Source organism: Rhizobium sp. CG5, assembly GCF_023701945.1.
In the GTDB taxonomy this organism is placed as follows: domain Bacteria; phylum Pseudomonadota; class Alphaproteobacteria; order Rhizobiales; family Rhizobiaceae; genus Allorhizobium.
On sequence record NZ_JABAEF010000008.1, the window covers coordinates 134,583 to 155,222 of the forward strand.

At 61.7% G+C, this 20,640-nt stretch carries 23 protein-coding genes; 2 read left to right on the forward strand and 21 right to left on the reverse strand.

The window, feature by feature from the left end:
• Positions 1-11 precede the first annotated feature (11 nt).
• The 5 genes from ntrX to dusB all read right to left on the reverse strand — a co-directional run bounded on the left by ntrX (position 12) and on the right by dusB (position 7,468).
• Positions 12-1,376, reverse strand: coding sequence for a nitrogen assimilation response regulator NtrX (ntrX, locus tag HGO38_RS15010; RefSeq protein WP_250956705.1), 1,365 nt, complete (start codon positions 1,374-1,376; stop codon positions 12-14).
• A complete protein-coding gene (locus HGO38_RS15015; RefSeq protein WP_250956706.1) occupies positions 1,366-3,639 on the reverse strand; it encodes a sensor histidine kinase NtrY-like in 2,274 nt (757 codons plus the stop codon). Before HGO38_RS15015 ends, ntrX begins: the two co-directional genes overlap by 11 nt.
• A gap of 219 nt (positions 3,640-3,858) precedes the next feature.
• Positions 3,859-5,310, reverse strand: coding sequence for a nitrogen regulation protein NR(I) (ntrC, locus tag HGO38_RS15020; protein ID WP_250956707.1), 1,452 nt, complete (start codon positions 5,308-5,310; stop codon positions 3,859-3,861).
• Positions 5,310-6,455 (reverse strand): two-component system sensor histidine kinase NtrB, encoded by a 1,146-nt coding sequence (locus HGO38_RS15025; protein ID WP_250956708.1) that lies wholly within the window; start codon positions 6,453-6,455, stop codon positions 5,310-5,312. The genes ntrC and HGO38_RS15025 overlap by 1 nt, the downstream gene beginning before the upstream one ends.
• Positions 6,452-7,468: a tRNA dihydrouridine synthase DusB gene (dusB, locus tag HGO38_RS15030; RefSeq protein WP_250956709.1), complete on the reverse strand. Its 1,017-nt coding sequence runs from the start codon at positions 7,466-7,468 to the stop codon at positions 6,452-6,454. Before dusB ends, HGO38_RS15025 begins: the two co-directional genes overlap by 4 nt.
• A 152-nt stretch (positions 7,469-7,620) precedes the next feature.
• Between dusB and HGO38_RS15035 the strand changes: the two genes are divergently transcribed.
• Positions 7,621-8,835, forward strand: a complete 1,215-nt coding sequence (locus HGO38_RS15035; protein ID WP_250956710.1) for a bifunctional 2-C-methyl-D-erythritol 4-phosphate cytidylyltransferase/2-C-methyl-D-erythritol 2,4-cyclodiphosphate synthase — start codon at positions 7,621-7,623, stop codon at positions 8,833-8,835.
• Positions 8,832-9,338, forward strand: a complete 507-nt coding sequence (locus HGO38_RS15040) for a CinA family protein (RefSeq protein WP_250956711.1) — start codon at positions 8,832-8,834, stop codon at positions 9,336-9,338. The genes HGO38_RS15035 and HGO38_RS15040 overlap by 4 nt, the downstream gene beginning before the upstream one ends.
• Here the strand turns inward: HGO38_RS15040 and HGO38_RS15045 are convergent.
• The 16 genes from HGO38_RS15045 to HGO38_RS15120 form a co-directional block, all read right to left on the reverse strand.
• Positions 9,323-9,775, reverse strand: a complete 453-nt coding sequence (locus HGO38_RS15045) for a type II toxin-antitoxin system RatA family toxin (RefSeq protein ID WP_250956712.1) — start codon at positions 9,773-9,775, stop codon at positions 9,323-9,325. The two genes, HGO38_RS15040 and HGO38_RS15045, sit on opposite strands and share 16 nt — an antisense overlap.
• A 9-nt stretch (positions 9,776-9,784) precedes the next feature.
• Entirely contained in the window at positions 9,785-10,351 is a 567-nt protein-coding gene (locus HGO38_RS15050) for a P-loop NTPase family protein (protein ID WP_250956713.1), read from the reverse strand.
• 14 nt (positions 10,352-10,365) lie between these two features.
• On the reverse strand, positions 10,366-10,662 hold the full coding sequence (locus HGO38_RS15055) for a HigA family addiction module antitoxin (RefSeq protein ID WP_250956714.1): 297 nt from the start codon (positions 10,660-10,662) through the stop codon (positions 10,366-10,368).
• A gap of 8 nt (positions 10,663-10,670) precedes the next feature.
• Entirely contained in the window at positions 10,671-10,952 is a 282-nt protein-coding gene (locus HGO38_RS15060) for a type II toxin-antitoxin system RelE/ParE family toxin (RefSeq protein ID WP_250956715.1), read from the reverse strand.
• 31 nt (positions 10,953-10,983) lie between these two features.
• Positions 10,984-11,949 (reverse strand): lipoyl synthase, encoded by a 966-nt coding sequence (gene lipA / locus HGO38_RS15065; protein WP_168474166.1) that lies wholly within the window; start codon positions 11,947-11,949, stop codon positions 10,984-10,986.
• Between the two features lie 149 nt (positions 11,950-12,098).
• Positions 12,099-12,314, reverse strand: a complete 216-nt coding sequence (locus HGO38_RS15070; protein WP_250956846.1) for a GlsB/YeaQ/YmgE family stress response membrane protein — start codon at positions 12,312-12,314, stop codon at positions 12,099-12,101.
• A 105-nt stretch (positions 12,315-12,419) separates the two neighbouring features.
• A complete protein-coding gene (gene lpdA / locus HGO38_RS15075) occupies positions 12,420-13,865 on the reverse strand; it encodes a dihydrolipoyl dehydrogenase (RefSeq protein ID WP_250956716.1) in 1,446 nt (481 codons plus the stop codon).
• Between the two features lie 79 nt (positions 13,866-13,944).
• Entirely contained in the window at positions 13,945-14,184 is a 240-nt protein-coding gene (locus tag HGO38_RS15080) for an HP1242/YdcH family protein (RefSeq protein WP_250956717.1), read from the reverse strand.
• A gap of 121 nt (positions 14,185-14,305) precedes the next feature.
• Complete coding sequence (locus HGO38_RS15085; RefSeq protein WP_250956718.1) at positions 14,306-14,902, reverse strand: GNAT family N-acetyltransferase; 597 nt, start codon at positions 14,900-14,902, stop codon at positions 14,306-14,308.
• 1 nt (position 14,903) lies between these two features.
• Positions 14,904-15,542, reverse strand: a complete 639-nt coding sequence (locus HGO38_RS15090) for an SGNH/GDSL hydrolase family protein (RefSeq protein WP_250956719.1) — start codon at positions 15,540-15,542, stop codon at positions 14,904-14,906.
• A 54-nt stretch (positions 15,543-15,596) separates the two neighbouring features.
• On the reverse strand, positions 15,597-15,860 hold the full coding sequence (locus HGO38_RS15095; RefSeq protein ID WP_250956720.1) for a hypothetical protein: 264 nt from the start codon (positions 15,858-15,860) through the stop codon (positions 15,597-15,599).
• Between the two features lie 125 nt (positions 15,861-15,985).
• Entirely contained in the window at positions 15,986-17,350 is a 1,365-nt protein-coding gene (locus tag HGO38_RS15100) for a pyruvate dehydrogenase complex dihydrolipoamide acetyltransferase (RefSeq protein ID WP_250956721.1), read from the reverse strand.
• Position 17,351: 1 nt separating this feature from the next.
• Entirely contained in the window at positions 17,352-17,645 is a 294-nt protein-coding gene (locus HGO38_RS15105; RefSeq protein WP_250956722.1) for a hypothetical protein, read from the reverse strand.
• Between the two features lie 12 nt (positions 17,646-17,657).
• Positions 17,658-19,070, reverse strand: a complete 1,413-nt coding sequence (locus tag HGO38_RS15110; RefSeq protein WP_250956723.1) for a pyruvate dehydrogenase complex E1 component subunit beta — start codon at positions 19,068-19,070, stop codon at positions 17,658-17,660.
• A 17-nt stretch (positions 19,071-19,087) separates the two neighbouring features.
• A complete protein-coding gene (gene pdhA, locus HGO38_RS15115; RefSeq protein WP_250956724.1) occupies positions 19,088-20,134 on the reverse strand; it encodes a pyruvate dehydrogenase (acetyl-transferring) E1 component subunit alpha in 1,047 nt (348 codons plus the stop codon).
• Between the two features lie 152 nt (positions 20,135-20,286).
• Positions 20,287-20,604 carry an FtsB family cell division protein gene (locus tag HGO38_RS15120; protein WP_168474176.1) on the reverse strand — a complete coding sequence of 106 codons (318 nt, stop codon included), beginning with the start codon at positions 20,602-20,604 and terminating at the stop codon, positions 20,287-20,289.
• Positions 20,605-20,640 lie beyond the last annotated feature (36 nt).

Sequence of the window (20,640 nt, forward strand, 5' to 3'; positions counted from 1 at the left end):
CGCTGGACATTCTATACGCCAAGCGATTTCAGTTTGCGATGCAGGGCCGAGCGCTCCATGCCGACGAATTCCGCCGTGCGCGAGATATTGCCGCCGAAGCGGTTGATCTGGGCAATCAGATAATCGCGCTCGAACATTTCGCGGGCCTCGCGCAGCGGCAGCGTCATGATGTGATAGTCGCTCTTGCCGGACATTTTCGGCAGCATGTCGCCGAGATCGGTCGGCAGCATATCGGCGGTGATCGGCGCCTCGGGGCTGTCACCCTGGGCGAGAATCATCAGCCGCTCGATATTGTTGCGCAGCTGGCGGATATTGCCCGGCCAGTCATGGGCCTGCAGCACCGCCATGGCGTCCTCGCCGATCTTGCGCTGGCGGATGCCGGCCTGCTCGGAGATCTGGCGGACGAACATGTCGACCAGGAAGGGAATGTCCTCGCGGCGCTCGGCCAGCGCCGGCACCCGGACCGGCACCACGGCCAGGCGATGGAACAGATCCTCGCGGAACCGCGCCTCGGCAATCAGGCCCTCCAGATTGTAGGCGCTGGACGAGATGATGCGCACATCGACCTTGACGCGCTTCGATCCGCCGACCCGTTCGAACTGCTGGTCGACCAGCACGCGCAGGATCTTGTTCTGGGTCTCGCGCGGCATTTCGCCGATCTCGTCGAGATAGAGAATACCGCGATGGGCTTCTTCAAGAGCGCCAATGCGGCGCGCCTGCCCCGGTGCGCCTTCGGTGCCGAACAGGGCCACTTCCATGCGGTCGGGCGTGATCGCCGCGGCGTTCAGCGTCACGAAGGGACCGCCGGAGCGCGCCGAGCGCTTGTGGATCATCCGCGCCACCAGTTCCTTGCCGGCACCCGACGGGCCGACGATCATGATGCGGCTGTTGGTCGGCGCCACCTTCTCGATGGTCTGGCGCAATTGCGACACGGCCACCGACGTGCCGATCAGTTCGACGGCATCGCCGGTGCGGCGCTTCAGGTCGGAGACTTCGCGCTTCAGCTTGGAATTTTCCAGCGCCCGCTCGGCGATCAGGATCAGCCGGTCGGTCTTGAACGGCTTTTCGATGAAATCGAAGGCGCCGCGTTTGATGGCCGAGACCGCGGTCTCGACATTGCCGTGGCCGGAGATCATCACGACGGGCAGGTCGGGGTGGCGGGCCTTGATTTCGTCGAGCAACGACAGACCGTCGAGCCGGCTGCCCTGCATCCAGATATCGAGAAAGATCAGCCGCGGCACCCGGTCGGAAATGGCCGCCAGCGCGCTGTCGGCATCATAGGCCGTGCGGGTTTCATGGCCCTCGTCGCTGAGGATGCCCGAAACGATTTCGCGAATATCTTCCTCGTCATCCACTACGAGAATATCAGAGGCCATATGCTGCTTCCTTGTCCATGTCCGTATCGGCGGCCAGTTGCACCGGCTGACGCGGCAGGATGATCCGGATCATCGCGCCTCGGCCATGATCGAATTCCGCCGGTGCGTCATGCAGTTCGAGCTGTCCGCCATGCTCTTCAATAATCTTCTTGACGATGGCCAGGCCAAGCCCGGTACCCTTGTCGCGCATCGTCATGTAGGGCTCGAGAATCCGGTGACGGTTCTCGATCGGCAGCCCCTTGCCGTTGTCGATGACATCGACCACGAAGCGGTCCTGGGCCTCGTCGCGCTGCGCCCGGACCAGCACCTTGCCCTGCTGGCGCGGCTGATCGCCGGGCACCGCCTCGATGGCCTCGACGGCATTCTTGATCAGGTTGCCGACCGCCTGCGACAGCATGCGGGCGTCGAACAGGCCCTCCAGCGGCTCGTCGCCGAATTCGCGCAGGAACTCACAATCGGTATTGCCCATCTCGCGCAGGAAAACCGCATCGCGCAGGATATCGCGCAGGTCGGACCGCTGCTTGGTGGGCTTCGGCATGCGGGCAAAGGACGAGAACTCGTCGACCATGCGGCCGATGTCCTCGACCTGCCGGACGATGGTGTCGGTGCACTGGTCGAAGACGGCGCGGTCGCTCTCGTCGATCTGCTTGCCGTAGCGGCGCTTCAGCCGCTCGGCCGAGAGCTGGATCGGGGTCAGCGGGTTCTTGATCTCGTGGGCAATGCGCCGCGCCACATCGGCCCAGGCGGTGGAGCGCTGGGCGATCACGAGATCGGTGATGTCATCCAGGGTGATCACGTAGGAATCGACCGAATTGCGGGTCTCCTCGCGGGTCACCTGGACACTCAGGGTTCTCTCCTTGCCGCCACGCATCAGGTTGATCTGCTTGCGGAAATTGCCGCGATGGCGGATCGAGGCCTCGGACAGGACGGCATTGATCTCCGGCGCCACGCGCTCCAGCTTCTCGCCGATCAGTTGATCGGTGCATTGGGCGAGGAAGAGTTCAGCAGACGGATTGACGATGGTGATGACGCCATCGTCCTCGACGCCGATGACCGCCGCCGTGACGCCCGACAGAACGGCCTCAATGAAGCGGCGCCGATCATCCACCTCGTCCTTGGCCTCGAGGATCTCGTCGCGCTGGGTGCGTATCTGGGAAATCATCTTGTTGAAGGTGCGCGATAGGCTGCCGACATCGCCGTCGGCAACGCGCACCGGCACGATCACATTCATATTGCCGGAGGCGACATTGTCGGCCGCGCTGATCAACAGCCGGATCGGCCGGACGATCCGGTCGGCGACGGCAATCGCCGTCCAGATGGCGGCCAGCAGCACGATCAGCGCAAAGCCCAGATAGAGAACGGCAAAGGCGATCTGCAGCGTTGTGCGGCCGGCCTCCATCGACTGGTACTCGGCGGTGTTTTCCTCCATCTCGCGCATCGCCGCCATGACCTTCGGGTCGACGGCACGGATCGTGTAGAGAAAGCCGCCGGTGATCGATTCGAGCTTGATGATCGCGCCGACCAGGTTGGTCACCCCTGGCGGAATAAGCGTCGGCTGGCCGGCGGCGGCCTTGTCCAGCGCATCGGCCGGTATCGCCGGCAAGGGCTTTTCGGTCGGGATATCGGCCTGCACCATGGCCGAGCCGTCCTGGCGCACCAGAAAGGCGCCGAGCAGGCCGCGGCCCTTGGCCTGGCGGGTCATCAACTGCACAAAGCCGGTGCGGTCGAGGTAATAGAGCGCCCGGTTGCGCTCCAGATCGTTGGCCATCGAAATGGTCTGGCCCTGCAGATAGCTGGCATTTTCCAGCATATAGGCCTGCGCGACATTCATCGACGAACTGACGATCGACTGAGTGCGGAGCGAAAACCAGCGATCGAGGCCGACATTCAGGGTGATACTGGCAAAGATCGCCACTAGGATCGCCGGCGTGATCGCCACGATCGAAAACAGCACGACGATGCGCACATGCAGGCGGGCAGCGGCCCGTCCGCGGGTGCGCGCCTTGAGCAGGCGCCCGACCTCGCGGCCGATCAGAAATATCAGGCCGACGACGAACAGGGCATTGAGGATGGCCGAGGCAATCAGCACGCGCGACGTCGGCTCGATCGGCGTCAAACCCAGCAAAACGGGCAGCGTGAAAATGGCGCAAAGCAGCGCGCCGCCTGCCAATAGCAGGCCCGGCAGAGCGAAAGATGCCCGGCGATCCTGCGCGACAGCCAACGCTTCTTCGTCGGCGCTGCTTACGATCTGGCGCTTCGCCATGACAATTCCACTCCCCGCCCCGGAAAACTGTCCGAGGTATCACCGACATGATGGCCGTGCGAGTGCCGATCAGACCCGCGCACGACGCTTATCGCGACCCCTGCCCCGGCGCTTGCCTCTGGATGACCGGGCGAAGGCAAATGGGGCTGCAGAAAATCACGACTGCGTTGCCATTGAGCAACGCATTGTGGCGAAATTGCAACGCAGCTTCGTCGATTGTCAAGCGCTGCGCGAGCTTCTGTAAACCGAAACGCCGAGTTCGCGGATTTTCTTGCGCAGGGTGTTCCGATTGAGGCCGAGCAGATCGGCCGCCTTGATCTGGTTGCCGCGCGTGGCGGTCAATGCCGCCAGAATCAGCGGGTATTCCATTTCGGTCAGAACCCGGTCGTACAGGCCGGTCGGCGGCAGGGCGTCGCCGAAGCTCGCAAAATAGCTGCGCATATTCTCCTCGACCGCCTGGGCAATCGACATGGAGCCGCCGCCAGTGCCGGATTTGGTGATCGGGCTGTCGGTGATATCGGAGCGCAATTCCGATTCGATGATCTCCCGGGACATCACATCCTGGGGATAAAGCGCCATCAGCCGGCGCACCAGGTTTTCCAGTTCGCGCACGTTGCCGGGCCAGGCATAGGACTTCATGACCTCGATGGCCTCAGTGTCGAAGCGCTTGGAATCCAGGCCTTCCTTCTCGCCCTGCTGGATGAAATGGCGGACCAGGTCGGGGATATCCTCAGCGCGATCTCGCAAGGGCGGCAGGCGCAGCGGCACGACGTTGAGGCGGTAATAGAGGTCCTCGCGGAACAGGCCCTGGTTGATCGAGTGCTTGAGATCCTTGTTGGTGGCCGCGACGATGCGCACGTCGGTGCGGATCGGCGTGCGGCCGCCCACAGTCGTATATTCGCCCTGCTGCAGCACGCGTAGCAGCCGGGTCTGGGCATCCATCGGCATGTCGCCGATTTCGTCGAGGAACAGCGTGCCGCCCTCGGCCTGTTCAAAGCGGCCGGTGGAGCGGTTCTGCGCGCCGGTAAAGGCGCCCTTCTCGTGGCCGAACAGTTCCGATTCGATCAGGTCGCGCGGAATGGCCGCCATGTTGATGGCAACGAAAGGACCGTTGCGGCGCTTGCCGTAATCATGCAGCGCGCGGGCGACGAGTTCCTTGCCGGTGCCCGATTCGCCGGTGATCATCAGCGTCAGATCAGTCTGCATCAGCCGGGCCAATACCCGGTAGATTTCCTGCATGGCGGCCGAACGGCCGACCAGCGGCATGCCATCCTGCATGTCGTCGTCAAGCCGCGCTGGCTTTCGTTTCGGCTCGGACAGCGCGCGGCCGATGATGGCGATCAGTTCGGTGAGGTCGAAGGGTTTCGGCAGATAATCGTAAGCGCCCTTTTCCGACGCCTTAATGGCCGTCATGAAGGTGTTCTGGGCGCTCATCACCAGAACAGGCAATTCGGGCCTTGCCTTCTTGATGCGCGGCAGCAGGTCGAAGGCGTTTTCATCCGGCATGATGACATCGGTCACCACCAGATCGCCTTCGCCCGCGGAAATCCAGCGCCACAGGGTGGCGGCATTGGAGGTGATGCGCACATCATATCCGGCCCGGGTCAGCGCCTGGTTCAGCACGGTGCGAATGGCAGCATCATCATCGGCAACAAGAATCGTGGCAGTCATCAGCGTTTTCCTGTGGATGTCGCAGGGTGGAAGTCGTCAATCATGTCGGATTTCGAGACCGGCATGAGAACCCGGAAGGTTGTCCGGCTGGCCTGGCTGTCGCATTCGACAATGCCGCCATGGCCGCCGATGATCTTGGCGACCAGGGCCAGGCCGAGGCCGGATCCGTTGGTCTTGGTGGTGATGAACGGATCGAACAGATGCGGCAACAGATCCTCGGGCACGCCGGGACCGTTGTCATGCACGCAGAATTCCAGCGGCAGGGAGATCTTTTCGCGGGAGCCTGCCACCGACAGGCGGATGCCCGGGCGATAGGCGGTGGTCAGTTGGATCTCGCCATCCGGCTTGTCGCCGACGGCTTCCGAGGCGTTCTTGATCAGGTTCAAAAACACCTGCACCAATTGATCGCGATTGGCATAGACCGGCGGCAGCGACGGATCATAGCTCTCGGTGATCTTGATATTGCGGGCAAAGCCGGCCTTGGCAATGGCTTTGACATGGTCGAGGACCGAGTGGATGTTGATCGACATGCGGTCGACCGGACGTTCGTCGGAGAAAATCTCCATGCGATCGACCAGCGAGACGATGCGGTCGGTCTCGTCGCAGATCAGCCGGGTGAGTGCGCGATCATCGTCGGGCACCGACATTTCCAGCAATTGCGCAGCACCCCGGATACCGGAGAGCGGGTTCTTGATCTCGTGGGCCAGCATCGAGGCAAGGCCGGTGACCGAACGGGCGGCGGCGCGGTGGGTCAGCTGCCGGTCGATCTTGTCGGCCATCGAGCGTTCCTGGAAAACCACGACCACGCAGCCCGGCTCGCTCATGACAGGGGCGACGTAGAGATCGACCAGCTTGTCCTGTCCGAGCCGCGGCGAACTGAGGTCGACCCGGTATTCGTTGACCGGGGCGCGGCGCTCGCGCACCTGGTCGATCAGGGCCAGCAGGGGACTGCCGAACGGGATGAAGGTGGAGACGCGGTATCGGGCCAGATGACTGGCGCTGGCGCCGAAAAAGGCCTCCGCCTCCCAATTGGCAAAGGCGATATGGCCGTTCGAATCGACCATGATCACCGGGTTCTGGATGGCGTTCAGCACCGCCATGGCCAGACCGTTGCCGCTTCCCGAGATGACGCCATCCGTGCTCATGCGGCCTCCTGACATTGTTCGATCGCGCCGCTATCAAGGGCACGACGCAGGCAATTCTCGACGAAACCGGCATCCCGGGACGTCATGATCTCTGCCCTTCGGGCCGGGTCGATGCCGGGCGCGAAGCGATCCAGGTACCAGCCCAGATGCTTGCGGGAATGGCGCACGCCGACCGCCGAGCCATAATGCTCCAGCATCATGCGATAGTGCTCGGTGACGATGTCGCCGATCCTGTCGGCCGGCGGCGGTGAACCGCCCGCCAGCACGCCGGCATGCCAGGGACGCCCCTGACAGGCGCGGCCGACCATGACGGCATCGGCGCCGGAGCGCTGCAGAATTTCGAGCGCATCCTCGCGGCTATCGACATCGCCATTGGCAATCAGCGGAATGGCGACGGCCTGGCGGACGGCGGCAATGGCGTCCCAGTCGGCGCGGCCTTCGTAAAACTGCATGCGGGTGCGGCCATGGATGGTCACGGCCTGAATGCCGGCCTGTTCGGCGCGGCGGGCAATATCCGGGGCATTGATGGAATTCTCGTCCCAGCCAAGCCGCATTTTCAGCGTTACCGGCACCTGGACCGCCTTGACGGTCGCTTCAACGATGGCCAGCGCATGATCGGGTTCGCGCATCAGCGCCGAGCCGGCATAACCGCCGATGACCTTCTTGGCGGGGCAGCCCATGTTGATGTCGATGATATCGGCGCCATTGGCCTCGGCGATCTTGGCGGCTTCCGCCATCCAATGGGGGTCACGGCCGGCAAGCTGCACCATATGCGGCGTCAGGCCGGCGCCCTTCAGGCGAACCCAGGATTCCTCGGCATTGTGCACCAGTTCGCGGCTTGCCACCATCTCGGTCACCACAAGTCCGGCGCCATAGCGCCAGGCCAGGCTGCGGAACGGCAGATCGCTGACGCCCGACATCGGCGCAAGCACGACGCGGTTGCGGATGGCAATCGGGCCGATCTGAAAAGGCGCCTGAAGTTTATCGGACAAATGGCTATCTTTCGGGCACATTATATTTCTGCTTGATTTTTAGACAAAGAATAAGGTTTTGCCAAGCGAAATCGCGGCGGAGCGATAATAATCCGGGCATATGCTGGAATCTTCGCGCCGGAGCCGATAGAGGACTGTCGGGCTCCACCAGCAATTCGGGATTTGTTGTGCATATGAAACATGACAAGGCAAGGTCAACCGGAATCGTCATCGTCGCTGCCGGACGCGGCGAAAGAGCCGGTGCTTCCGTCGAGGGACCCAAGCAATACAGGACGATTGGCGGCAAGCCGGTGATCGCTCATACAATCGAGCATTTCCAGAGCTTTGCCGATGATATGCCTGTTGTCGTGGTCATCCATCCCGACGACCGGGCGCTGCTGGACCGGGCGCTGACATTTCTGCCGCAGCGCAACAGCGATATCAGGATCGTCTCTGGCGGACAGACGCGGCAGGCCTCCGTCCTGGCGGGCTTGATGGCGCTGCACGACGCCGCGATCGATACGGTGCTGATCCACGATGGCGTCCGGCCGTTTGTCGAGACGGATCTGATCGCACGGGTGGTATCATCCCTGGAAGGCGGTGCCGACGGAGCGCTTCCGGCCATGCCGGTCACCGATACGCTGAAGCGCGGCACGCCGGACGGATTGATCGACGGTACCGTCTCACGGGCCGGCCTCTATGCCGCGCAGACGCCGCAGGGCTTTGCCTATGCGGCGATCCTTGCCGCTCACCAGCGGGCCGAGGCGGATGGCCGGACCGACTTCACCGACGATGCGGCGATTGCCGAATGGGCCGGCCTTGCCGTCCGCCTGGTCGAAGGCTCGCCGGATAATGTGAAACTCACCATCCAGAGGGATATCGCCATGGCCGATGCCAAACTGTCTGCTGCCGCCCTGCCCGATGTGCGCACCGGCAATGGCTATGACGTGCATCAGTTGGAAGCCGGTGACGGCGTGACGCTCTGCGGCATCTTCATTCCCCACGACCAGAAGCTCAAGGGCCATTCCGACGCCGACGTGGCGCTGCATGCGCTGACCGACGCGCTGCTGGCGACCTGCGGTGCCGGCGATATCGGCGACCATTTTCCGCCGTCCGACATGCAGTGGAAGGGTGCCGCGTCGCGCATCTTCCTGGAACATGCAGCAAAAATCGTCCGCGACCATGGCGGCACGATCATGAATGCCGATATTTCGCTGATCGCCGAGGCCCCGAAGATCGGCCCACATCGCCTTGCCATGCGCGAGAAACTGAGCGAGATCCTTGGGCTTTCGCTGGAGCGCTGTTCGGTCAAGGCGACGACAAACGAGACGATCGGCTTTGTCGGCCGGCGCGAGGGCATTGCCGCCATCGCCACGGCGACCGTCGTTTTTGCAGGACAGCCGTCATGAGCCTGTTTCCGGCCGATATCGAAGCGCAGGCACGGCAGATCATCGAGATCTATGCGCAGCGCCGCCTGACGATCGCCACGGCCGAATCCTGTACCGGCGGCCTGATTGCCGGGGCGCTCACCGACATTTCCGGCTCGTCTGCCGTGGTCGACCGAGGCTTTGTCACCTATTCCAACCAGGCCAAGAGGGACATGCTGGGTGTGCAGGCCGCGACGCTCGAAGTCTATGGCGCGGTCTCGAAGCAAACAGCGCTGCAGATGGCCAAAGGCGCCCTGATGCGCTCCGGCGCATCGGTCGCCGTCGCCGTCACCGGCATTGCCGGGCCGGGCGGCGGATCGGTGGACAAGCCGGTCGGCCTGGTCCATCTGGCAGCCGTCGGCAAAGCCGGCCAGATGATGCACCGGGAGATGCGCTATGGCGATCTTGGCCGCAACGGCATCCGACTGGCGACCGTCAGAACCGCTCTCGAACTGTTACGGGAACTCGGTCAGGACGCGGCGTAGATCTTGTCGGCGCGGGCCTCGAAGGCCTCGCTGAACATGCGGAAGGCGCGGTCAAACATCGAGCCCATCAGGGCGCCGAGCAGGCGGTTCTTGAACTCGTAGTCGATGAAGAAATGAACGGAGCAGCCGCCCTCGCCGGCCGACTCGAAACGCCAGCGGTTTTCAAGATAGCGAAACGGCCCGTCGATATATTTGACATCGATGGCGCGCTCGCTCGCATTGAGCAGCACTTGCGTTGTGAATGTCTCGCGGATCGCCTTGTAGCCGACCGTCATGTCGGCCACCATCAGCACCTTGCCATCGCGCTCCTTGCGCGACCGGACGGTGAGCGCCTCGCAGAGCGGCAGGAATTGCGGATAGCTCTCGATATCGGCGACGAGATCGTACATCCGTTCGGGAGAATGCTTGACGGGACGGCGGGTTTCGAATTGCGGCATGAAGCTCAGCTAATGACCGCGATCGAGAATGGCAAGTAGCCGGTGGCTTTCTGCATGGGATTTCAACACCAGAACCGGCAATTCCGCCCCTGCAGCATCCAAATGCCCTAAAATCTCCGGCACCTCCGTCTTCTCGAAGTTCCACACATAACGGAAGAACGGCCAGTCCATTTTCTCCGGGCACCCCTCCGCCTGTTCGGGCCTTGTCTGCCCGCGATAACGTATCCAGCGCGACAGGATGCCATAGACGGAAACCCAGCGCGGCGGCCGCAGCCAGACGACGAACTCGGTCCGCTGCAGGCGGATCGGCAATGTGCCGGGACTGTTGCCATCGATGAGCCATCGCTCGCCGGCCACGAAGGCTTTCATGCGCTCGACGATTTCCGCACGCGGCCGCATCTTCCAACCGGCGAGCCAGAAGACGTCGCGGTCCATCGAGATATAAGGGAGGCCTAGCCGTCGGCACAGCTTTTGCGACAGCGTGCTCTTGCCGCTGCCGGAGCAGCCGATCACGAGGATACGGTTGGCCGAGCGCAGCTGTTCGGCGGCGGTAGAGATGGAAACGAATTTTGGCATCTCGCCTGGCTGTCTCAAGCTGCGCGAACCGGCGATATCTTGTCCAACCCCTGCGCCGTTTTCAGGGCGAGCGAAAGGTCATAGGTCCGCTGCAGATTGAGCCAGAATTCCGGGCTATTGGAGAAATAGCGCGACAGGCGCAACGCCATTTCAGCAGTCACAGGTGCGGAGCTTTGATAAACGGCGGCAAGTTCTAGAGGATCGATCCCGGTATCGGCCGCCACCTTCTCAAGGGTTAGCCCGTAATCCGCCAGAAACTCTTCTCTCAGTATCTGTCCGGGATGAATGGCATCTTGGGGAGTGTGCAACATGCGGTTCCTCAGTGGTAGTCGCAAATTTCGACATCAAGCGCATCGCCATCCAGCCAACGGAAGCAAATCCGCCACTGGTCGTTGATACGAATGGAATGCTGGCCGGCGCGTTCGGCCTTCAGCAATTCCAGTCTATTGCTCGGCGGCACCCGTAGATCGTCCAACGAATTCGCGGCGTTCAGCATCATCAACTTGCGCCGGGCACGATCAACGATCTCCGTCGGCAACCCTCGGGCCTTGCTGGTGAGGAACAGTTGCTCCGTCCGCTTGTCCTTGAAACCCTTTATCATGAATGACAAGCCGCAGACAGAGCCCCGTGCATCACCGCCCCGCTTGCAGCTTTTCCCGGTTGGCCTTCAGCCGCGCAAAGTCGTCGCCGGCATGATGAGACGAGCGGGTCAGCGGGCTGGAGGCGACCATCAGGAAGCCCTTGGTATAGGCGATATCCTCATAGGACTTGAATTCTTCCGGGGTGACGAAACGCTCGACCTTGTGGTGCTTGCGGGTCGGCTGCAGATATTGGCCGATGGTCATGAAATCGACGTCGGCGGTGCGCAGGTCGTCCATCAGCTGCAGGACCTGGTTCCGCTCCTCGCCAAGACCGACCATGATGCCGGATTTGGTGAACATGGTCGGGTCGAGTTCCTTGACCCGCTGCAGCAGCCGGATCGAGTGGAAATAACGGGCGCCCGGGCGAACCGTCAGATAGTTGCCCGGCACGGTTTCCAGATTGTGATTGAAGACATCCGGCTTGGCGGCAACGACCCGCTCCAGCGCGCCGGGCTTCTTCAGGAAGTCGGGCGTCAGGATTTCGATCGTCGTCTCCGGCGAGGCGGCGCGGATCGCCCATATGACCTTTTCGAAATGCTCAGCGCCGCCATCTGGCAGATCGTCGCGGTCGACCGAGGTGATGACGACATGCATCAGGCCCATCTGTTTGACAGCCTTGGCAACATTCTCCGGCTCGGCCATGTCAAGCGCGTTTGGCTTGCCGGTGGCGACATTGCAGAAGGCGCAGGCGCGGGTACAGATCTCGCCCATGATCATGAAGGTGGCGTGCTTCTTGTCCCAGCACTCGCCGATATTTGGGCAGCCGGCCTCTTCGCAGACGGTGACCAGCTTGTGGCTGCGCACCAGGTCGCGGGTCTCGGCATAACCCTTGGAGGTCGGCGCTCGCACCCGGATCCATTCCGGCTTGCGCAGCACTTCGGTATCGGGCTTGTGGGCCTTTTCCGGATGGCGCACGCGCTTTTCGTCGAGATTGGTCCTGTCGAGGATGGTTACCATGGTAGCAATACCCGTCTATCCGCCGTCAGAGCGCGGATCCTTGTTCTAAAGCGTCTCGCGATCTTTCAGATTCGCTCGTCACGCTTTATCTCTCTGTCTTGTCGCATGTCGTCATCCCGAAACCGGTGCCCACTTTCGGGCGACATGCTTTAGCGCCGTACCAGCTTGACGACGAACAGCAGAATGCTGGCCCCGACGAAACTGGTGATCAGATAGCCGAGCCAGTCGCCTTCGACGCCGATGCCTAAGCGACGGAAGATGGCCGAAGCGACGACCGCACCGACGATGCCGATAAGAATGTTCATCAGGATGCCGAAGCGCACATTCATGAACTTGCCGGCAAGCCAGCCAGCAAGGCCGCCCATGATGATCGTCAGAAACCAGCCAATTTGAAATCCCGTCACGATCCGCTCCTTCGGTTGAAACCCCGCCGCCTATATAGGCGGCGGAATGGGGTGTCGCAACTGGCCTTAGGCGTTGAGCGCCCGGCCATAGGCGTCCAGAACGCTTTCCTTGAGGGTCTCGGAAATGGTCGGATGCGGGAAGATGGTGTGCATCAGATCCTCTTCCGTGGTCTCGAGGTTCATGGCGATCACGAACCCCTGGATCAGTTCGGTGACTTCGGCGCCAACCAGATGGGCGCCCAGCAGTTCGCCGGTCTTTTTGTCAAAGATCGTCTTGACCATGCCCTGGTCTTCGCCCAGCGCAATTGCCTTACCGTTGGCGACGAAGGGGAAACGGCCGACGCGGATGTCGCGGCCCTGTTCCTTGGCCTTCGCCTCTGTCAGGCCGACCGAGGCGACCTGGGGATGGCAATAGGTGCAGCCGGGGATTTTTGCCTTGTCCATCGGATGGACATTCGGCAGGCCGGCCAGCTTCTCGATGCAGATGACCGCCTCGTGCTCGGCCTTGTGGGCCAGCATCGGCGGACCGGCGACATCGCCAATCGCGTAAATGCCGGGCACATTGGTCTTGCCGTAGCCATCGATGGCGATGAAGCCGCGGTCGGTCTTCACGCCGAGCGCCTCCAGGCCGATATTCTCGATATTGGCCTGCACGCCGACGGCCGAAATCATCCGGTCGGCGGTGATCTGCTGGATGGTGCCGTCCTTCAGCTCGACATGGGCGGTGATGGAATTGGCGCCCTTTTCGACCTTCGATACCTTGGCTTCGAGCAGGATCTTCATGCCCTGCTTGTCGAACTGCTTCTTGGCGAAGGCCGAGATCTCGGCATCCTCGACCGGCATGACCTGCTTCATCACTTCAACGACGGTCACATCGACGCCCATGGTGCGGTAGAAGGAGGCAAATTCGATGCCGATGGCGCCGGATCCCATGACCAGCAGGGATTTCGGCATCTCTTCGGGCTTCATCGCCTCGAAATAGGTCCAGATCAGCTTGCCATCCGGCTCGATGCCGGGCAGTGCGCGCGGACGGGCACCGGTGGCAATGATGATGTGCTTGGCGGTATAGGTGCCCTCGCCCAGCGTGTTCTTCGGGATCGGCCCCTGCGGCTCGACGATCTTCTTGGTGGTCTTGGACACAACGATCTCACCGGGCTTGGAGAGCTTTGCCTCGCCCCAGATGATATCGACCTTGTTCTTCTTCATCAGAAACCCGACGCCGCCGTTCATGCGCTCGGCAATGCCGCGCGACCGCTTGACGATGGCCTTCAGGTCCGGCGTCACAGCGCCTTCGATCTTGATGCCGTAATCGCCGGGATGCTGGGCATAATGCAGGATTTCGGCCGAGCGCAGCAGCGCCTTGGTCGGAATGCAGCCCCAGTTCGAGCAGATGCCGGCCAGATGCTCGCGCTCGACGATCGCGGTCTTCAGGCCAAGCTGGGCGGCACGAATGGCGGCGATGTAACCGCCGGGGCCGGAACCGATAATGATGACGTCATAAGCGTTGGACACTGCCTTCATCTCCTCTTGGTCAGGTTCAGGGCTTGGCACTGCGGCCAGGCCCCTTACCCTCGGGATGAAGCAGCAGCCGTCAGGCCTTTGTCAGCATCCCGTAAATTTCGTCCTTCAGAACCACTCTTTGCTTGCGCATCGTTTCCATATGCGTGTCGCCGACCGGTTCCACATCCGTTTCCGCGCGGTGAATGGCGCGGTTGACGTCGTGATATTCCTCAAACAGCTTGGCGAAATGCGTGTCGCTCATTTTCAGGGCGTGCATCTTGGCCGCATGTTCGGGGAATTCTTCCGCCAGTTGGTGCGGGGTGTTCGACATATCGTATCTCCTCTTTCATGTCGGTCGATACGATGAGCCTAACCACTTGACCCCTTTACTCCTTGATCTCAGTCAACTTTTCTCGTCGTCCGTGGGTTTGCACCCTGTATTTCCTCAGACATCAGCGGCCGTCGTTGACCATCAGCACCCAGGCATGGCGCCTAGCCTTTTCGAAAAGCGGCACGGCGTCCAGACGTGCCCTTTCCGAAAAACCATGGCGCCGATAAAACGTCTGCGCCATCTCGTTGTGGCTCTCGGTGATCAGACTGACCGGCCCACCATCTGCCTGTCTCATCTGGTCCAGAAGCAGGTAACGCCCCGCTCCCTTGCCCCGCTGCTGGCGATAGACTGCCAGCGTACTGACGAACCAGCTGCCGACCGCATGCTTCTGCAAGGACATGATCGGCTCCAGCACGGCATGTCCCGCCTCCAGATCCCGCACCGCGTCGGTCAGTAGGTAGCCGATCGCCGCCCCGGCAATCGCACCCTGCAGTTCGGCAACCGTCGCATCCTGCCATGCGCCCGTGCCGCCATCCTCGGCCAGCTTCGACCGCCCGTGCTCCAGGGGCGTATCGGCCAGGCCTATCGCCACCGCACCATGCCAGAGCCAGGAGGCAAAGCCATGGGAGGCAATGTCGACCAGCAGAGCCAGATCCGCAGCGTCGCTTCGGGTGGCATTGCGCAGCGGAACGCGCGACACGACACCCGGCGCCGTCACGTCAAAGGCCCAGCATCATACGCACCACCGGCTCCACGCCACGGCCGAGCGCCCTGGTGTTGTCGGCATCGAGATGGATGCCATCAAGCGGCGTGGTGCTGGCCACCGATCCGGCATCGAAGAAGCCGCAGCCGGTCTCGTCGGCCAGATCCCGATAGAGGCTCGCCAGCATGGCCGATTCGTCAAGGCTGCCCTTGAACATCGCGGCAAACGGCGCATTGGCGGTCTCGCAGATCGCCGGCGGTGCCACGATCAGGATTTCCGGCGCATCGTAGTCGAAACCCCATTCGTGGTGCCGGATGAGCTTGACGAGACGTCCCATGCCCTTGGCCGCGGCAATCGCCGTGCCGGCCATGCCGCGTTTCATGTCATTGGTGCCGAGCAGCAGGATGACCAGATCGATTGGCGCATGGGTTTCCAAGACGCTCGGCAGCAGCTTCACGCCGTTGCGTTCGCAATCGGCGAGATGGTCGTCATAGGCGGTGGTGCGGCCGTTCAGCCCCTCGGCAATCACCCGGACGCCGTGGCCGAGCCCCTTCTGCAAAACACTCGTCCAGCGGTCCTCATAGGCATGACGACCCGGATTAACCGGATCGTATCCCCAGGTGAGGCTGTCGCCGTAGCAAAGAACGGACTTCATATCAGCCCTCAGCCCCTGACATCACTGCAAAGAAAGCGTGCCCACCCATGCCCGTCACTTATCCTTGATCAGCGCTTCGACCTTGCGCTCCAGCTCGAATATCCGATCTTCGAACTCGCCTGTCACGAGCCTCGACATCATTGTGTCCGCCTGCAGCGCCTGGCGAATGGTCTTCTGGCCACTCTCCAGCTTGTCCAGCTGCTGCTTCATCTCTTGCATGTCGCCACGCATGTCACGCATCTCACCGCGAATTTCCCGCATCTCACCACGCATTTCCCGCAGCATTGGCATGATCATATCGACCGGTTCATTCACCATACGAGACCTCCTTCACACGTTGCGCTTGATCTCACAAATATGGAGAGCCGATGGCAAAATGTCGATCCGGCGCACGGTGTCGCAGACAATGAAATCCCTTCCCCTAACCGGGAAGGGAAGATCGCTTATACCAGCATGCCCATCGGGTTCTGGATATGCCGCTGGAAGGCGGCGGCGAGTTCGGCGCCGAGCGCGCCGTCGATCACCCGGTGGTCGAAGGCGAAGGTTGCCGTCATCACCGTTGCGATCTTGATCTCGCCACTCTTGACCACCGGCTTTTCCACGCCCGCACCGATCGAGACGATCGAGGCGTGCGGCGGGTTGATGATCGAGGTGAAGTTCGACACGCCGAACATGCCGAGGTTCGACACCGCCGTGGTGCCGCCCTGGTATTCATCGGGCTTCAGCTTCTTGTCGCGGGCGCGCCGTGCCAGATCCTTCATCTCGTTGGAGATCACCGACAGGGTTTTCGTTTCGGCCTTGCGGATGATCGGGGTAATCAGTCCATCGGGGATCGAGACGGCGACGCCGACGTCGGAATGCTTGTGCTTGATGCGGGCCGTCGAGGTCCAGGAGGCGTTGGCCATCGGCACGTCGCGCAATGCCAGCGCCATCGCCTTGATGACGAAATCGTTGACGGAGAGCTTGTAGGCCGGAACCTCGCCCTTCTCGGTCTTCAGCATCGGCGTGGCCTTGTTGATCTCGGCCCGCAGTTTCAACAGCGCGTCGATCTCGCAATCCATCGAGACGAAATAGGACGGAACGGTCTGGTTCGATTCGCTGAGGCGGGCGGCGATGGTCTTGCGCATGCCGTCGTGCGGCAGGACCTCGTAGGAGCCCTCCTCGAACAGCTTGAGCACGGCGTCATCCGAAGCACCCTTCGGAGCCGGAGCGGCCCCAGCAGAGGCAGGTGCTGCGGCAGCAGCCGGTGCGCTGGCCGGTTTCGCGGTGCCACCCGACACCGCCTTTTCGACATCGCTTTTGACGACGCGGCCATGGGGGCCGGAGCCCGACACGGCAGACAGGTCGATGCCCGCTTCCTTGGCGATGCGGCGGGCGAGCGGCGAGGCAAAAATGCGCTCGCCGTCAGCCTTGGCCGGTGCCGCAGCAGCAGGAGCCGCCTGAGGTGCCGGTGTGGAGGCCGCAGACTCGACCTTGGCAGGCGCAGCGTCAGCTTTTGCCGGAGCGGCGTCAGCCTTGGCCGGAGCGGCAGCGCCGCTGCCCGACGCCGCTGCCGCGACATCCTCGCCATCGACCGCCAGGATGGCGATCAGGGCATTGACCTTGACACCTTCGGTGCCGGCCGGAATGACCAGCTTGGCGACGATCCCTTCGTCGACGGCTTCCACTTCCATGGTCGCCTTGTCGGTCTCGATTTCGGCAATCACATCGCCAGACTTGACGGTATCGCCTTCCTTGACCAGCCACTTGGACAGGTTGCCCTCTTCCATGGTGGGAGAGAGGGCGGGCATTGTGATGTTAATTGGCATGTTAGTCCTCCGCCCACACAAGTTCATACTGGGCAAGTTCTTCCGGATTTTCCATGATCACGGCGACTTGCTCAGGAGGCACTTCGATATATCCCGCTACGTTTTCGAGCCAACCGTCTACCGCGCCGATCACACCGATCTCTTCTCGGGGAACGCCGACGATCACTTCGGTATCCTCGGTCTTGACCAAGGCCCAAAAGACGATCCGTTCGAGAACGGGATGTTCGCGCGTTCCGATCACCCTGAACCACGAACCCGAAACAGGAAGAATCTGCTTCACAGACGATTTCGGCATCAGCCGGATCCCTTACTTGTAGCAGACGGTTTTCACCGCCTCGACCACTTCGCCGACATTCGGCAGAGCGAGCTTTTCGAGGTTGGCCGCATAAGGCATCGGAACGTCCTTGCCGGCAATCGTCAGGATCGGCGCATCGAGATAGTCGAAGGCCTGCTGCATGACGCGGGTGGCGATTTCGGTGCCGACGGAAGACTGCGGATAGCCCTCTTCCACGGTGACCAGACGGCCGGTTTTCTTGACCGATTCGATCACCGTCGGCAGGTCCATCGGACGGATGGTGCGCAGATCGATGATCTCGACGTCGATGCCGATCTTGGCAAGCTCTTCGGCCGCCTTGACGGAATAGTTCATGCCGATGCCGAAGGAGACGATCGTTGCGTCCTTGCCTGTTTTGTGGATGCGCGCCTTGCCGATCGGCAGGACGAAATCATCCATTTTCGGCACTTCGAACGAATGCCCGTAGAGGATCTCGTTTTCCAGGAAGATGACCGGGTTCGGATCGCGGATGGCCGCCTTCAGCAGACCCTTGGCGTCGGCGGCCGTATAGGGCACGACGACTTTCAGACCGGGGATCTGGCTGTACCAGGCGGCATAGTCCTGGCTGTGCTGGGCACCAACGCGGGCCGCAGCGCCGTTCGGACCACGGAACACGATCGGCGCGCCCATCTGGCCGCCCGACATGTAGAGGGTCTTGGCGGCCGAATTGATGATCTGGTCGATCGCCTGCATGGCGAAGTTGAAGGTCATGAACTCGACGATCGGACGCAGACCGGCCATGGCGGCACCGACGCCAACGCCGGCAAAGCCGTGTTCGGTGATCGGCGTATCGACGACGCGGCGTGCGCCGAATTCGGCCAGCAAGCCTTGCGTGATCTTGTAGGCGCCCTGATATTCGGCGACTTCCTCACCCATGATGAAGACATCGGGATTGGCGCGCATTTCTTCGGCCATGGCTTCGCGAAGGGCTTCGCGCACCGTCATCGACACCATTTCGGTGCCAGCCGGGATATCGGGGTCGGAGGCAATCTCCATCTTCGGCGCTGCCGGGACGGTTGCCGTCTTGGTGGCGGTCGGCTCGTCGGTCGCTTCGCGGGCCTTGCCGCCGGCTGCGTCAGAGGCAGCGGGTGCCGCGGCTTCTGCCGCCTTCGGTGCGGCTGCGGCCGCATCAGACGCGCTTTCGCCGTCCTGCAGCAGGATGGCGATCGGCGTGTTGACCTTGACGCCTTCGGTGCCGGCTTCGATCAGCAGCTTGCCGATCACGCCTTCATCGACGGCCTCCACTTCCATGGTGGCCTTGTCGGTTTCGATTTCGGCAATGACGTCGCCGGAGACGACCTTGTCGCCTTCCTTTTTCAGCCATTTCGACAGGGTGCCCTCTTCCATGGTCGGAGACAGGGCGGGCATCAGAATTTGAACGGACATGGGCTAATGCTCCCCAATCACAACAGGATATCGGTGTAGAGCTCGGATACATCCGGCTCCGGATCGGCCTGGGCAAAATCGGCGCTGTCGGCGACGATATCGCGGACATCCTTGTCGATTGCCTTCAACTCGTCCTCGGTCGCCCAGCTCTTTTCCAGGAGCCGCAACCGCACCTGCTCGATCGGATCATGCTCGGAGCGCATCTTCTGCACTTCGTCCTTCGACCGGTACTTGGCCGGATCCGACATGGAATGGCCGCGATAACGATAGGTCATCATTTCGATGATGACCGGACCCTTGCCGGCGCGGCAATAGTCGGCCGCCTGTTCACCCGCGGCGCGGACGGCGCGCACATCCATGCCGTCGACCTGCAGGCCGGGAATATTGAACGAGGCGCCGCGCTGCGAGAAATTGGTCTGGGCCGAGGCGCGCGAGACCGAGGTGCCCATAGCATAGCGGTTGTTCTCGATCACGTAGATGACCGGCAGCTTCCACAGCTCGGCCATGTTGAAGCTTTCGTAGACCTGGCCCTGATTGGATGCGCCATCGCCAAAGTAGGCGACGGAAATATTGTCATTGCCGCGATAGCGGTTGGCAAAGGCGAGGCCCGTTCCGAGCGACACCTGGGCGCCGACGATGCCGTGGCCGCCATAGAAATTCTTTTCCTTGGAGAACATGTGCATGGAGCCGCCCTTCCCCTTGGAATAGCCGCCCTTGCGCCCCGTCAGTTCCGCCATGACGCCGCGGGCGCTCATGCCGGTGGCCAGCATGTGGCCGTGGTCGCGATAACCGGTGATGACCTGGTCGCCGTCCTTCAGCGCCATCTGCATGCCGACGACGACAGCTTCCTGGCCGATATAGAGGTGACAGAAGCCGCCGATGAAGCCCATGCCGTAGAGCTGGCCGGCCTTTTCCTCGAAGCGGCGGATCAGCAGCATTTCGCGGTAGGCCTTCAGTTCGGTGTCCCGATCGAATTCAACTATCAGACCATCGACGAGGTCCTTCTTGGCAGACTTGGCCGTGGGCTTGCGGCTGGAAGCAGTCGCGGATTTTCGCGGCGCCATATATCCCTCCCTGAGACTTGAGATCTAACTCTTTTGTTGCCGACACCATATGCAAGAATGGACCGGTCGGCAATGCAATAAATGCATAGCAACCATTCATGTTATGCATTTGAAAGTAAACGACTTTAGTCGATTAACTGAATTCCAGTTAATTAGAAATAGCTATTGAAGATAACAATCTCGTCGGGACGCGAAACATTCAGCTGATAGCGCGCCTTTTCGTCGATCATGTCGCGCTCCAGCGAACCGTCGCTGAGCAATTCGACCTGCTTTTCCAACATCTTGCGGCGAGAAACGAGCGACGCGAGCTCGGCGCTGCGGGCACTGCGCAGCTGCTCGAATGTCTCGGCGGCGCGCAGGCCGTAGTCGCCATGCACGGAGTGATAGCCGAAATAGCCAAGAAAGGCCGTGGTGACTGCTGGAAGAATAAGGCGACCGAATTTTCTCTTTTTATGGTGCCGAGTCCACATGCTTGAGATGCCCTAATACGCAAAACTATGAGCACA

Excerpts from the sequence above, each read along its gene's own strand:
- HGO38_RS15015 (WP_250956706.1), bottom strand. The coding sequence starts at position 3,639 with ATGGCGAAGCGCCAGATCGTAAGCAGCGCCGACGAAGAAGCGTTGGCT.
- HGO38_RS15120 (WP_168474176.1), bottom strand. The coding sequence starts at position 20,604 with ATGTGGACTCGGCACCATAAAAAGAGAAAATTCGGTCGCCTTATTCTT.
- dusB (WP_250956709.1), bottom strand. The coding sequence starts at position 7,468 with ATGTGCCCGAAAGATAGCCATTTGTCCGATAAACTTCAGGCGCCTTTT.
- HGO38_RS15090 (WP_250956719.1), bottom strand. The coding sequence starts at position 15,542 with ATGAAGTCCGTTCTTTGCTACGGCGACAGCCTCACCTGGGGATACGAT.
- pdhA (WP_250956724.1), bottom strand. The coding sequence starts at position 20,134 with ATGGCGCCGCGAAAATCCGCGACTGCTTCCAGCCGCAAGCCCACGGCC.
- HGO38_RS15055 (WP_250956714.1), bottom strand. The coding sequence starts at position 10,662 with ATGTTGCACACTCCCCAAGATGCCATTCATCCCGGACAGATACTGAGA.
- HGO38_RS15080 (WP_250956717.1), bottom strand. The coding sequence starts at position 14,184 with ATGTCGAACACCCCGCACCAACTGGCGGAAGAATTCCCCGAACATGCG.
- HGO38_RS15110 (WP_250956723.1), bottom strand. The coding sequence starts at position 19,070 with ATGTCCGTTCAAATTCTGATGCCCGCCCTGTCTCCGACCATGGAAGAG.
- HGO38_RS15070 (WP_250956846.1), bottom strand. The coding sequence starts at position 12,314 with ATGGGCGGCCTTGCTGGCTGGCTTGCCGGCAAGTTCATGAATGTGCGC.
- HGO38_RS15045 (WP_250956712.1), bottom strand. The coding sequence starts at position 9,775 with ATGCCGCAATTCGAAACCCGCCGTCCCGTCAAGCATTCTCCCGAACGG.
- ntrC (WP_250956707.1), bottom strand. The coding sequence starts at position 5,310 with ATGACTGCCACGATTCTTGTTGCCGATGATGATGCTGCCATTCGCACC.
- HGO38_RS15060 (WP_250956715.1), bottom strand. The coding sequence starts at position 10,952 with ATGATAAAGGGTTTCAAGGACAAGCGGACGGAGCAACTGTTCCTCACC.
- lipA (WP_168474166.1), bottom strand. The coding sequence starts at position 11,949 with ATGGTAACCATCCTCGACAGGACCAATCTCGACGAAAAGCGCGTGCGC.
- HGO38_RS15100 (WP_250956721.1), bottom strand. The coding sequence starts at position 17,350 with ATGCCAATTAACATCACAATGCCCGCCCTCTCTCCCACCATGGAAGAG.
- HGO38_RS15105 (WP_250956722.1), bottom strand. The coding sequence starts at position 17,645 with ATGCCGAAATCGTCTGTGAAGCAGATTCTTCCTGTTTCGGGTTCGTGG.
- HGO38_RS15050 (WP_250956713.1), bottom strand. The coding sequence starts at position 10,351 with ATGCCAAAATTCGTTTCCATCTCTACCGCCGCCGAACAGCTGCGCTCG.
- HGO38_RS15025 (WP_250956708.1), bottom strand. The coding sequence starts at position 6,455 with ATGAGCACGGATGGCGTCATCTCGGGAAGCGGCAACGGTCTGGCCATG.
- HGO38_RS15040 (WP_250956711.1), top strand. The coding sequence starts at position 8,832 with ATGAGCCTGTTTCCGGCCGATATCGAAGCGCAGGCACGGCAGATCATC.
- HGO38_RS15035 (WP_250956710.1), top strand. The coding sequence starts at position 7,621 with ATGAAACATGACAAGGCAAGGTCAACCGGAATCGTCATCGTCGCTGCC.
- ntrX (WP_250956705.1), bottom strand. The coding sequence starts at position 1,376 with ATGGCCTCTGATATTCTCGTAGTGGATGACGAGGAAGATATTCGCGAA.
- HGO38_RS15095 (WP_250956720.1), bottom strand. The coding sequence starts at position 15,860 with ATGGTGAATGAACCGGTCGATATGATCATGCCAATGCTGCGGGAAATG.